Origin of the sequence: Pseudophaeobacter sp. 1A16562, from assembly GCF_041008785.1 — a bacterium.
GTDB lineage: Bacteria > Pseudomonadota > Alphaproteobacteria > Rhodobacterales > Rhodobacteraceae > Phycobacter > Phycobacter gallaeciensis_A.
The window spans coordinates 83,409-96,375 of the sequence record NZ_JAXGFT010000012.1; the positions used below are offsets into that span (position 1 = coordinate 83,409).

Sequence of the window (12,967 nt, forward strand, 5' to 3'; positions counted from 1 at the left end):
GAGAACTGGGCACTTCTGCCCAGTCCTGTGGCGCGACCCACCACGAATATACGAAAACGACGCAAAAAAGGTCGCTTTTCTGCCGTATTCCGCCGAATCTGTGCATTGACCTAAGCCGCCTTATGAGGCCGAATAGGTGCGTGAGACGGCGAAATTCAAAAATAGCACCTTTCCGGACCGCAATCCGGACATACCATCGCCACCTCGAGGCAGGGCCAAGCGTCCTGTTGGTGCAAACAGGGAGATCCGTATGAACAACGATACCACCACCGGCGCGCCGATCCACTGGGCCGCCCAGATGCATGCCGAGGAAGTCAAAAACGGCAAACTGAGCCGCCGTGAATTCCTAGCCCGCTCCACCGCACTGGGCGTCAGCGCCGCAGCCGCCTACGGGCTGATCGGTCTGGAGACCCCGGTGCAGGCCGCTGCACATGCCCAGAAGGGTGGCACCCTGCGTATGCAGATGGAGGTCCGTGCGCTCAAGGATCCGCGCACTTTTGACTGGACCCAGATCGCGACCTTTACCGCCGGCTGGCTGGAATATCTGGTCGAATACAACAGCGACGGCTCTTTCGGCCCGATGCTGCTGGAAAGCTGGAGCGCCAATGCCGATGCGACCGAATACACCCTGAACGTCCGCAAAGGCGTCAAATGGAACAACGGCGACGATTTCACCGCCGAGGACGTGGCTCGCAACATCGCCGGCTGGTGTGACAAGGGTGTCGAAGGCAACTCGATGGCAGGCCGCATGGCATCGCTGATCGACGAAGCCACTGGCAAGGCCGCAGATGGCGCCATCACCGTGGTGGACAACCACACCGTGATGCTGAAGACCAACACGCCGGACATCACCATCATCCCCGGCATGGCGGACTATCCCGCAGCCATCACCCATGCCAGCCATGACGCCGCAACCATGTTGGAGAACCCGATCGGTACCGGTTACATGCTGCCCGAGAGCATGGAAGTCGGCGTCAAGGGTGTGTTGGTGCGCAACGAGGACCACGAGTGGTGGGGCTACGCCGCTGGCAAGGGCGGCCATCTGGACCGCATCGAGTTCATCGACTACGGCACCGATCCGGCCGCCTTCCTGGCCGCCTTCGAAGCCGAAGAAATCGACATGAACTGGGAGTCGGTCGGTGAATATGTCGACATCTTCGACAGCATCGGCCTGACCCGATCGGAAATCCCCTCCGGCTTTACCATCGTCATCCGCCCGAACCAGCTGGCCGAAGTCGATGGCATGAAGCCCTATGCTGACAAGCGCGTGCGCCAGGCCCTGGCCATGGCAGTCGACAACAACGTCTGCCTTGAACTGGGCATGTCCGGCTACGGCATCCCGGCAGACAACTGCCACGTCGGCCCGATGCACCCGGAGCACGACCCCAGCGTCACCCGCATCCCCTATGACCCCGCCAAGGCCAAGGCCCTGATGGATGAAGCGGGCATGGGCGATTACGAGCACGAGCTCTTGTCGATCGACGATGACTGGCGCCGCAACACCACCGATGCGGTGGCAGCCCAGCTGCGCGATGCAGGCATCAACGTGAAGCGGACCATCCTGCCCGGTTCCACCTTCTGGAACGACTGGGTGAAATATCCCTTCTCCTCGACCAACTGGAACCACCGCCCGCTGGGCACTCAGGTTCTGGCACTGGCCTATCGCTCGGGCGAGGCCTGGAACGAAAGCGGCTTTGCAAATGCCGAGTTCGACGCGCTGCTGGCCGAGGCCAACTCGATCGCAGATGCCGACAAGCGCCGCGAAGTGATGGGCAAACTGCAAGCCATCATGATCGACGAAGGCGTCACCATCCAGCCTTACTGGCGCACCGCCATGCGTCACCACCGGGATACCCTGGTCGGTGTCGACAAGCACATTGCGGACCTGCCCCAGCTTTACAAGTGGGCTCTAAAAGCCTGACCTGGACCTGCACGGGCCGCGCATCGCGCGGCCCGTTTCCGCTGGACCCGTAGCACAGCCAAAAGACAGGGCGCATCCGCGCCTAGCAAAAGCGCAGCGGCATTGAACCGGGCGCATAGCCACCAATGGGGGCATCCATGGGACTGTTTATCCTCAGACGCGTCGGGGTCATGATCCTGACGGCGCTTTGTCTGACCTTTGTCGTGTTCTTCATGACAAACCTCTATCCGAACCTTGAAAAACTCGCCAAGACACAAGGCAACTTCCGCATGTCGGACGAAGCTGTGGCCAGCTGGCTGGAAAAGGGCGGTTACCTGCAATCCACGCCAAAGAAATACATGGAATGGATCGGCATCGCGCCTTCGTACCAGCACACGGCTGAGGATGGCACCATCACCGGCCGCTGCATCACGCCGGGCATGGACCCAGCGGAGGCCCCGCGGTTCTGCGGCATCCTGCAGGGCTATTGGGGTTATTCCACGGTGTTCAAGGATGAGGTCAGTTCCATCATCGCCACCCGCCTGTCGCTGACGGGCACTCTGATGTTCTGGGTGATGCTGGTCATGGTGCCCTCGGCGCTGATCCTCGGCGTTCTGGCGGGCATGAAGGAAGGCTCTGCCACCGACCGAACACTGTCGACCTTTGCCATCACCACCACGGCGACGCCCGAATATGTTTCCGGCGTCCTGTTTATCGCTATTTTCTCCTCCTCTGCCGTCGGCCTCAAATGGTTCAAGGGCACCGCGACCAGCGCGATGGAAAGCCCGAACATCGAAAATTTCCTGCTGCCGGTTCTGACCATCGCCCTTTATGGCATGGGCTATATCGCCCGCATGACCCGCGCCTCGATGACCGAGGTGATGACGGCGCAGTATATCCGCACCGCCCGGCTCAAAGGGGTGAGCTTTCCCAAGATCGTCATGAAACACGCCCTGCGCAACGCGCTGATCGCGCCCTTCACCGTGATCATGCTGCAGTTCCCCTGGCTCCTGAACGGCGTGGTGATCGTTGAGACCCTGTTCAACTACAAGGGCTTTGGCTGGACGCTGGTACAAGCCGCTGGCAACAACGATATCGAACTGCTGCTGGGCGTCTCGGTCGTCTCGGTTCTCGTGGTGTTGATCACGCAGCTGATCTCGGACATCGGCTACGTCTACCTCAACCCACGCATTCGCATTTCCTGAAGACGGAGAAAGACTATGGAACCACTCAGCTGGACCGGATCAATCGCCTTTCTCAACCCGCTTCTTTTTGCGGCTTTGGGACTACTGGCAATCTCGATCCTTCTTTGGATCATCATCGGCGCGGTCACCCCCGAGGAACGCGCCATTACCAACGCAGGCGGCACACTCAGCCTGTCGGCCGGGCCGCAGGGCCTTGCCGCGCTGGCCGTGCGTCTCACCTTCCTGGCCTCGGCCGTCATCCTGCTGGCCTATCTGCTGCTTGGCCTCGTGATGGGCACCGGCGCGGGCATCATCGGGGCGCTGTCGCAGCAAATGCTGCCGGTTTGGATTGCCCTTGTGGTGCTTTATGCCGTTTCCATCACGTTCAAGCGGCGCCTTGGCCTTTATGGCAAGCTGTTTGACAGCCCCATCGGCATGATCGGCTTTGGCCTTGTCATGTTCTGGGTCTTCACCGGTTTTTTTGCGGCCTTTGACATGCTGGCCACCCATGATGCGCTGTCGCAGGCGTCGGGCATGAAAAACAAAGCCCCCGGTACGCCCCTGCGCGGCGCCGAAGAAGGCGAGTTCCAATGGTATCTCCTTGGCGGTGACAACCTGGCGCGGGATGTGTTCAGCCGGATGGTCAAAGGTTCCTGGGAGGTGGTGAAAATTGCCCCGCTCGCGACGACCTTTGCCTTCATGGTGGGGATCACCCTGGGGCTGCCGGCCGGATACTATGGCGGCAAACTGGACACCTTCCTGTCCTTCCTCGCCAACCTGATCCTGGCCTTCCCGGTGATCCTGCTGTTCTACCTGATGGTAACCCCCGAAATCGTCGAGACCGGCCTGCCGCAATATATGGCAGTGGTGCTCTTTGCCTTTCCGATGGTGTTCTTCGGGGTGCTGCTGAACGCCCGCTATCGGACGCAGCCCAAGAAAAACTTCATCATCCTAGCTGTCGTTCTCGCGCCGCTGTTCATCCTTTACATGTCGCTGATCAATGCCAAGGGGTCCAAGATCGACTTCTGGCCGGTGGATCTGTTCGACATTCCGGGCGGTATCCTTGTCGTCTTTGTCTCGGTGGTCTTCGTGAACTCACCCACCGTGTTCCGCATCGTGCGGGGCCTAACGATGGACATCAAGACCCGCGATTACGTGGCCGCCGCGCAGACCCGGGGTGAGCGTCCCTGGTACATCATGCTGTGGGAGGTTCTGCCGAACGCCCGCGGGCCGCTAATCGTCGATTTTTGCCTGCGCATTGGTTACACGACCATCCTTCTCGGGACTCTGGGTTTCTTCGGCCTTGGCCTGCCGCCCGAAAGCCCGGACTGGGGATCGACCATCAACGAAGGGCGCAAGCTCTTGTCGATCTACCTGCACCCGGCCCTGCCCCCCGCCATTGCCCTGCTGAGCCTGGTGCTGGGTCTGAACCTGCTGGCCGATGGTCTGCGCGAAGAAAGCCTGAGGGATTGATGACATGAGCAAGCTTGAGCAAACCGATGGCCCGATCCTGGAAATCGACCGCCTGTCGATCTCCTTTTTCACCCGGCTGCGCGAAATCCCGGCGGTGATGGACTTTTCCGTCTCCGTGATGCCCGGCGAGGCGGTTGGCCTTGTAGGCGAATCCGGCTGCGGCAAATCCACTGTCGCCCTTGGGGTGATGCAGGACCTTGGCAAGAACGGCCGCATCGTGGGCGGATCGATCAAGTTCAAGGGCCGCGATCTGGGCGAGATGAGCGTCGAGGAGCTGCGCGATATTCGCGGCAACGAGATCGCAATGATCTACCAGGAGCCGATGGCCAGCCTTAACCCGGCGATGAAAATCGGCAAACAGCTGATGGAAGTGCCGATGATCCACGAGGGCGTCAGCGAAGAGGAAGCCTACAAGCGCGCCCTCGAAGTTGTCACCGACGTGCGCCTGCCCGACCCAGAGCGGATGCTGAACAGCTATCCGCACCAGCTGTCGGGCGGCCAGCAGCAGCGGATCGTCATCGCCATGGCGCTGATGTCAAAACCGGCACTGCTGATCCTGGATGAGCCCACCACCGCGCTTGACGTGACGGTGGAGGCAGCCGTGGTCGAACTGGTCAAGGATTTGGGCAAGAAATACGGCACCTCGATGCTGTTCATCTCGCACAACCTTGGTCTTGTTCTGGAAACCTGCGACCGGCTCTGCGTGATGTACTCCGGTGAAGCGGTGGAACGCGGCAGTATCGAAGACGTCTTTGACGAGATGCAGCACCCCTATACGCAGGCGTTGTTCCGCTCGATCCCGCTGCCGGGCGCCGACAAGAACGCGCGCCCGCTGGTGGCGATTCCGGGCAACTTCCCACTGCCCCACGAACGCCCGCCGGGCTGCAACTTCGGTCCGCGCTGCGATTATTTCGAAGCGGGCCGTTGCGACGCGGGCGATATTGCCATGGCCGATGTGCCCGGCAATGACCGCCACGCCACGCGGTGCCTGAAGTTCCAGGAAATCGACTGGAACGCGCCGATCACCGTAGCCGACAAGAAGGAAAAGACCGCCCCGGGTGAGGTTGTCCTCAAGATCGACAAGCTCAAGAAATATTACGAGGTGGCAGCAAATGCCCTGTTCGGTAGTGGCGCCAAGAAAGTGGTGAAGGCCAATGAAACGCTGAGCTTCGAGGCCCGCGAATCCGAAACACTGGCCATCGTCGGGGAGTCGGGTTGCGGGAAATCCACCTTCGCCAAGGTTCTGATGGGATTGGAAACCGCCACCGACGGCGACATCCTGATGGATGGCCAGAACATCGAACAGACCCCGATCGAAGAACGCAACACCAAGACGATTTCGGACGTGCAGATGGTGTTCCAGAACCCCTTTGATACGCTGAACCCGTCGATGACCGTCGGACGGCAGATCACCCGGGCGCTGGAAATCTTTGGCATCGGTGACAACGACGCGGAGCGCAAGCAGAGGATGCTGGAGCTGCTGGATCTGGTGAAACTGCCACGCGCCTTTGCCGACCGCATGCCGCGGCAGCTGTCCGGCGGGCAAAAGCAGCGTGTCGGCATCGCCCGTGCCTTTGCTGGCGGTGCACGCATCGTTGTGGCGGATGAACCCGTCTCGGCACTGGATGTGTCGGTGCAGGCGGCGGTGACCGATCTACTGATGGAGATCCAGCGCAACGAGAAGACGACGCTGCTGTTCATCAGCCACGACCTGTCCATCGTGCGCTATCTCAGCGACCGGGTGATGGTGATGTATCTCGGCCATGTGGTGGAGCTGGGGACGACCGATCAGGTCTTCTCGCCACCCTATCACCCCTATACAGAGGCCCTGCTGAGCGCGGTTCCCATCGCCGATACATCGGTGGAAAAGGAGCATATCGTTCTCGAAGGCGACATCCCGTCAGCGATGAACCCGCCATCAGGCTGTCCGTTCCAGACCCGCTGCCGCTGGAAGAGCGAAGTTCCGGGCGGTCTCTGTGAACGCGAGGTCCCCCCGGTGCGCGACATGCAGGGCGGGCATCAGATCAAATGCCACCTCAGCGATGAGATCCTTGAACGGATGAGCCCGGTCATCAAGATCGCGGCCGAGTAGCCACTCTGATCACACCCAAAGCGGCGCCCGCGTTCATCCCGCGGGCGCCCTTTCTATTCCAGATACTCTTCGTAGCGCTGATCGGTCAGCGTTTTCAGAAACGCAACCAGGGCGTCAATGCGCCGGTCATCCAGCGCAGGCCCGTGGGTGAGCTCGGTGGTCGACAAGGTGCCTGCAACCGGCGGTGGTCCCCAGGGTTTTCCGGTTTCGGGATTGATCTGCGCGGCGTCTGATTTGCTGTTGTAGCGATTGTAAAAGGCAATCACCGTGCGCAGCTCCTGAAACACCCCGTTGTGCATATAGGGGCCGGTCACCGCCGCGTTGCGCAATCCCGGCGTCTTAAACTTGCCCCGCTCTGCCGGATCGCTGACCGCCGGGTTGGCAAGCAGCCCGTCGTCAATGGTACCGGCGGCAACGCCGTTCTCGGCCCGCCCCAGAACATTCTCAGGCACGCCGATATTGTGGTAGCTGTAGTTGGTGAAGGTCTCCTGCGGATCCATCGCGCTGCGCTTCAATTGGTGGCACTGGTTGCAATTGGTGAACTGCTCCGAGAAGAACAGGATCCGGCCCAATTCTTCTTCTTTGCTCAGCTGCACTTCACCGCGTAGGAAACGGTCGTATTTACTGTCGAACGGCGCAAAGATGGCGGCTTTTTCATAGGCCGCCAGCGCCTCGGTCATCGCAGCATACCCGGCCTCAGGATCCTTCAGGATGTCCGCGCCGAAGTTCTGCTGAAAGGCTGTGACATAGTCCGGCTCTTCCTGCAGGCGCGCGACGAGCTGCGCCTTGTCACTTAGCCCCATCTCGATCGGGTTCAGCGGCGGCCCGCCGGCCTGCTCTGCCAGATCCCGGGCGCGCCCGTCCCAGAACATCCCCCCGGCCCAGCTTCCGTCTTCCTTCTGGTGAAATGGCGGCGTAAAGGCCGCGTAAGCCGCGCTTGGCGCGTTGCGATCGCCCAGCGAATGCCCGTCATCCCCCAGCGAAAACGCCCCATCGGCGAAACGCCGCGGATCGGTAAAGCCGTATTCCGCGTCGTGGCAACTGGCACAGGACTGCGTGCGGTTCTGCGACAAGATCGGATCGTGAAACAGCGCCTCTCCCAAGGCCTCAACCGGCGTCAGCTCTGCATCCTCGGCCAATGCAGAATGCGGCGATGCCGCGACGACCAGCAAGGTAAGGCAACGGGCAGCGGCGCGCATGCGCCAGAAGGGAGAAAACGTCATCATCAGGGCCTTTGGATCCGGGGCAGTCCCCACGCGAGGTACCCGGCAGCTATAGCCCCGACCTTGATCGAGCGCAATTCCCGACAATAAAACTAGGAAAAGGCCCACCCCGATCATGGGGCGGACCGATACTGGTTAACTCAGCAACAGAACAACGATCATCAGAAGGTTCATCGAGGCGAACTGCATCAAGCGCGGGAAACGTTTGCTTTTCCACGCCGCGAACAAGGCCAGCGTGACCGACAGGGCCAGACCGGCCAGCGACAGGGTACCAAACACGAGACCGACCGCACCGCTGCCCGGCCCCCAGGGCGACTGTTCGAAGGACATGCCGATCAGGCCAAAGCCAATCAGTATTCCCACGATGGCGCCGGCAAGGGTAACGCCGACACTGCGGGCGCTGGCACGCTGCCGCGCGCCAAGGACGCTGTCGACGATCTCGCGGCTGGGACCCGTCGACGGGGTCCAGTGCATACGGTCAAGGCGATCATCAAAACTGTAGGCTGTCACGGCAAATCCTCCTGAAACTGCTCGCTTTTTTCAGGGGGAATTCGGGCAGCTTCGTGGCGGAGAAAAGAAGTTAACGCGGCATTTACCAAGTTTACCGAGGCGTTAACACGGTCGTGATCCGGGCCGCCCCAAACGGGCACGGTTCAAGGCGTTTCGTAAGCGGTCAGCCGCCCCAGATCGTTTTTACATAGGCCTGGGTTTCACGGTAAGGCGGCACGCCGCCGTGTTTCTGGACTGCCTCCGGACCCGCGTTATATGCAGCCAGTGCCAAGCGCCAGGAGCCGAACTTACGGAATTGGCGCGCCAGGTACCGCGCGCCGCCTTCCAGGTTTTCCTGCGGGACAGCGGGATCCACCCCCAGCGACCGGGCAGTCTGCGGCATCAGCTGCGCCAGCCCCAGCGCGCCTTTGTGGGATTTCGCGCCGGGGTTCCAGTTGCTTTCCTGTTGCACGAGACGCAGGAACAGATCCTCGGGCACGCCGTGTTTGCGCGCTGCGGCACGCGCCATGGTCATGAATTTCCCACGGTATTTGCCGGTATAGGGCAGACTGCCATACTGGCCCGTTTCAAATGAGGACCGCGGCAACAGACGGCTGGAGTTCTCGTATTGTTGCGCCGCACGGCCATCCAGAACCTTGGTATGGGCGGCGAACAGGCTGCGCTGGTTCTTGGTCGAGAACATGTCGGCGGTAGCGCCAGTCGCCAATAACGAAACCCCGGCAGCCGCAGCAAGGCCACGAGCGTTCATTGCATAGACATTGATCAAAGCGGTCTTAAACGTGGCTTGCCCAAACATAGCGGCCCTCAACTCTGTTACCGTCGCGATCCGTTTTCCGACCGGCGAGACTATAGCGGATCTTAACTAAATTGAAAGCGTCAGCGTGCGGCGAACAGATTCTGGTGGGAGGCTGCCCGACCGAAAACCTACGAAAACCCCCGCCCCGCGGCCAAGAAGGTTGCTTTCATCAGAGCTTGCGGGTCTGTACTGTGGCCCAAAATCCGGGCGCGCTCAGATTCGGTTCTGACACCAGATGCCCATCCACAGACAAGAACATCCAATAAGAACAAGGACAGGACCAAATGGCCGGCTCAGTCAACAAAGTCATCCTCATCGGCAACCTGGGCCGCGACCCAGAGGTGCGGACCTTTCAGAACGGTGGCAAGGTGTGCAACCTGCGCATCGCCACCTCTGAAACCTGGAAAGACCGCAACACCGGTGAACGCCGCGAAAAGACCGAATGGCACAGCGTTGCCGTCTTCAACGAAGGTCTGGTGCGCGTCTGCGAGCAATACCTGCGCAAGGGCTCCAAGGTCTATATCGAAGGCCAGCTGCAAACACGCAAATGGCAGGATCAGAACGGTCAGGACCGCTATTCCACCGAAGTCGTTCTGCAGGGCTTTGGCTCGACCCTGACCATGCTGGACGGTCGCGGTGAAGGCGGCGGTGGCGGCGGCCAGGGTGGCGGCAGCTACGGTGGCGGCGGCGGATATGGCGGCGGCGGTGGCGGCGGTGGCTACGACAGCGGACCCCAGGGCGGTGGCTTTGGCGGCGGCGGTCAGGGTGGCCCCTCGCACAATATCGACGACGACGAGATCCCGTTCTGATCTAACGGTTCTGACGCGTGATATCACCCTGGCGATACAGCCTTGGTGATATCCTTCTGATGATCCTTGCCCGATCCGCACAGGCTGCAAAAGGAATGACGCGATGACATGGTCTTTTTCTCTCGGCCGCCTCTTTGGCTCAGAGGTCAGAGTTCATGTCACCTTCTTCCTTCTTCTGGGGTGGATCGGGCTATCTGCCTACAGCGAACAGGGCCTGCCGGGCGCCATCGAGAACACCGTTTTCGTGCTGGCGCTGTTTGCCTGTGTTCTGGCCCATGAATTCGGCCATGCGCTGATGGCGAAGCGCTACGGCATTGCCACCCCCGACATCACCCTGTTGCCCATCGGCGGTCTGGCAAGGTTGGAACGGATGCCGTCCAACCCCTGGCACGAGATCGCGGTGGCCTTTGCCGGACCTGCCGTCAACATTGCAATCTGGGCCATTCTGGTGGTGATTGGTGCGGGCCGCTGGGATCTGGCGAGCCTGGCAGATCCGGCGCAGGAGTTTTCCGGATGGAATTTCCTGGGCCGTTTGGCGCTGGTGAACCTGATCCTTGCAGTCTTCAACCTGATCCCCGCCTTTCCGATGGATGGCGGCCGGGTGCTTCGTGCTGCGCTGTGCCTGAAGATGGACCGGGTCAAGGCGACCCGCATCGCCGCCATCGCCGGGCAGATCGCCGCCATGGGGCTGGCATATCTCGGCCTCACCTCGGGCAACCCGGTATTGGTGCTGGTGGCGGGCTTTGTCTTCATTGCCGCCAATGCCGAAAATCAGGACGTGGCGATGCGCGCCGTGACCAAGCGGTTCATGGCTCGCGATGCCATGATCACCAGTTTCGAGGCGCTGCGCCCTGAGGACACGCTGGAGACAGCCTCTGCCGCAGTCATCCGCACCACCCAGCATGAGTTCCCTGTTCTGGATGCCACCGGCCGCCCGCTGGGTTTTGTGACGCGCGGCGATCTGTTCGCCGCCATCGCCGCAGAAACCCCGCGCATGAAGGCGGTTTCCATGCTGATGACAAATGATATCCCCTCGGTCCCGCTGACTGCCGGGCTGGAGACCGTTCTCGACGCCCTGCACAAGGGCGCGCCTGCCGTTGTCGTCACGACAAAAACAGGCGCTCTTGCAGGCTATATCACCTCGGAAAACATCGGGGAGATGATGGTGGTGAAAGGCCGCTGACCAAAGGCAGACGACCTGTAACAGGACGGGGGCCAACAGCCCCCATTCCCCGGAAGGTTACGCCTGCTCGACCTGACGCAGGGCCAGCGCATCCTCCAGCACGGCCAGCACCGTCTCACGCGGCACATCTGCCGTCACGAAGGCCTCGCCAATGCCGCGCGCCAGAACGAACCGCAGCTGGCCTGCGAGCACCTTCTTGTCCTGCCCCATCAGGTCCAGCAGCGCCACGGCGCCGGGCAGATCGCCGGGAATATCCGACAGATCCGCCTTCATGCCCATCGCCTTCAGATGGGCGCGGACCCGGCTGGGGTCTTCCTGACTGCACAGCCCCAGACGCGAGGACAATTCGAACGCAAGCGCGCAGCCGATGGCAACGCCTTCGCCATGCATCAGACGGTCGGAATAGCCGGTCGCCGCCTCCAGCGCGTGGCAGAATGTATGGCCAAGGTTCAGCAAAGCGCGATCGCCCTGTTCGGTCTCATCGCGCACGACGATATCGGCCTTCATCTGGACCGAGCGGGCCACCGCTTCGACCCGGGCCGCCATATCGCCCGCCGCCAGTGCCGGGCCGTGTTCTTCGAGCCAGTCAAAGAACGCAGCATCGCCCAGCAGGCCGTATTTCACCACCTCGCCATAGCCGGACAGGAAATCCCGCGCCGTCAGAGTACCGAGGACCTCGGTATCGGCCAGCACCAGCGAGGGCTGGTGAAAGGCGCCGATCAGGTTCTTGCCCTGTGGCGCGTTAATTCCGGTCTTACCCCCGACCGAACTGTCCACCTGCGCCAGCAGGGAGGTCGGGATCTGCACGAAACGCACACCCCGCCGCAGGACCGCCGCCGCAAACCCGGCCAGATCCCCGATCACACCACCACCAAGGGCAATCACGATGTCAGAGCGTTCCACCTGCGACTCCAGCAGCCATTCGACGGCGCGCGAAAACTGTGGCCAGGCCTTGGTGCTTTCGCCGGGCGGCAAGGCCAGCGCATCCATTTCGATGCCTTCCGCCGCCAGTCCGGCCCGCAGGGTATCAAGGTGCCTGGCCGCCACGTTTTCGTCGGTCAGAACCGCAACCCGGGGGCGGTTCAGCAGCGGTTTGATCCGCTTGCCCGCCTCCCGCAACAGGCCGGGACCGATCACCACATCATAGGCGCGCTCGCCAAGGGGTACGTGAACTTTGCGCTGCATTATTTCGTCCATTCCAATACGTCTGGCCGCTCCTTCAGGGCCTCAAGCACCCGGTCGACCATTGTTTCAATCGAAGCCTGCCCGTCGGATTTCACCGTCAGGTCGGCCTTTTCATAGAATGGCACCCTCGCGTCATAAAGCTCGCGCAGGGTGGCCTTGGGGTCACTGGTACGTAACAAAGGACGACTGTCCCGGTGGCGCACCCTGTTCCACAGAACCTCAAGGTCCGCCTGCAGCCAGACCGACACACCGCCCTCGGTGATCAGGGTGCGATTCTCTTCGGACAGAAAGGCGCCGCCCCCGGTCGACAGCACACCGCGCTCTTCTTCGAGCAACCGGGCGATGACCTGACGTTCCTTGAGCCGGAAAAACGGCTCCCCATCGCGCGAGAAGATCTCCGGGATAGACATATTGGCCGCAGCTTCGATTTCATGGTCGCTATCCAGAAACGGCACATCCAGCCGGGCAGCCAGCGCCCGGCCCACAGCGGTCTTGCCCGCGCCCATCATCCCAACCATGACGATCGTCTTTTTCAGCCTTCCCGGTGTCGGTCCGACGGTCACAGTTTCTTCGGTTTGCTCTTTTTCGCTCATTCTTCAGTGAATGACGTGA

At 61.3% G+C, this 12,967-nt stretch carries 11 protein-coding genes; 6 read left to right on the forward strand and 5 right to left on the reverse strand.

The genetic code is table 11. The features are described from left to right. Positions 1–250: 250 nt before the first annotated feature. The 4 genes from SM764_RS16670 to SM764_RS16685 all read left to right on the forward strand — a co-directional run bounded on the left by SM764_RS16670 (position 251) and on the right by SM764_RS16685 (position 6,649). Positions 251–1,921, forward strand: coding sequence for an ABC transporter substrate-binding protein (locus SM764_RS16670; RefSeq protein ID WP_368946676.1), 1,671 nt, complete (start codon positions 251–253; stop codon positions 1,919–1,921). Positions 1,922–2,058: 137 nt separating this feature from the next. Continuing rightward, entirely contained in the window at positions 2,059–3,105 is a 1,047-nt protein-coding gene (locus SM764_RS16675; RefSeq protein WP_369002257.1) for an ABC transporter permease, read from the forward strand. Between the two features lie 15 nt (positions 3,106–3,120). Further along, positions 3,121–4,557, forward strand: coding sequence for an ABC transporter permease (locus SM764_RS16680; protein ID WP_274827996.1), 1,437 nt, complete (start codon positions 3,121–3,123; stop codon positions 4,555–4,557). A 4-nt stretch (positions 4,558–4,561) separates the two neighbouring features. Then, on the forward strand, positions 4,562–6,649 hold the full coding sequence (locus tag SM764_RS16685; protein ID WP_369002258.1) for a dipeptide ABC transporter ATP-binding protein: 2,088 nt from the start codon (positions 4,562–4,564) through the stop codon (positions 6,647–6,649). Positions 6,650–6,702: 53 nt separating this feature from the next. Here SM764_RS16685 and SM764_RS16690 read toward each other — a convergent pair whose 3' ends face one another. The 3 genes from SM764_RS16690 to SM764_RS16700 form a co-directional block, all read right to left on the reverse strand. Beyond that, entirely contained in the window at positions 6,703–7,875 is a 1,173-nt protein-coding gene (locus SM764_RS16690; RefSeq protein WP_369002259.1) for a cytochrome-c peroxidase, read from the reverse strand. Positions 7,876–8,007: 132 nt separating this feature from the next. Continuing rightward, the gene (locus SM764_RS16695) at positions 8,008–8,382 is read right to left on the reverse strand and encodes a hypothetical protein (RefSeq protein ID WP_369002260.1); all 375 of its coding nucleotides are present in this window, start codon (positions 8,380–8,382) and stop codon (positions 8,008–8,010) included. Between the two features lie 163 nt (positions 8,383–8,545). Further along, positions 8,546–9,064, reverse strand: coding sequence for a lytic transglycosylase domain-containing protein (locus SM764_RS16700; protein ID WP_425537371.1), 519 nt, complete (start codon positions 9,062–9,064; stop codon positions 8,546–8,548). A gap of 398 nt (positions 9,065–9,462) precedes the next feature. Here SM764_RS16700 and SM764_RS16705 point away from each other — a divergent pair, with 398 nt between their 5' ends. Continuing rightward, positions 9,463–9,987: a single-stranded DNA-binding protein gene (locus SM764_RS16705; RefSeq protein WP_369002261.1), complete on the forward strand. Its 525-nt coding sequence runs from the start codon at positions 9,463–9,465 to the stop codon at positions 9,985–9,987. Positions 9,988–10,090: 103 nt separating this feature from the next. After that, positions 10,091–11,170 (forward strand): site-2 protease family protein, encoded by a 1,080-nt coding sequence (locus SM764_RS16710; RefSeq protein WP_274827993.1) that lies wholly within the window; start codon positions 10,091–10,093, stop codon positions 11,168–11,170. 57 nt (positions 11,171–11,227) lie between these two features. Here SM764_RS16710 and aroB read toward each other — a convergent pair whose 3' ends face one another. Together aroB and SM764_RS16720 are read right to left on the reverse strand one after the other, a co-directional pair. Further along, entirely contained in the window at positions 11,228–12,355 is a 1,128-nt protein-coding gene (gene aroB / locus SM764_RS16715) for a 3-dehydroquinate synthase (protein WP_369002262.1), read from the reverse strand. Continuing rightward, positions 12,355–12,948 (reverse strand): shikimate kinase, encoded by a 594-nt coding sequence (locus SM764_RS16720; RefSeq protein ID WP_065273414.1) that lies wholly within the window; start codon positions 12,946–12,948, stop codon positions 12,355–12,357. The genes aroB and SM764_RS16720 overlap by 1 nt, the downstream gene beginning before the upstream one ends. Positions 12,949–12,967: the final 19 nt, after the last annotated feature.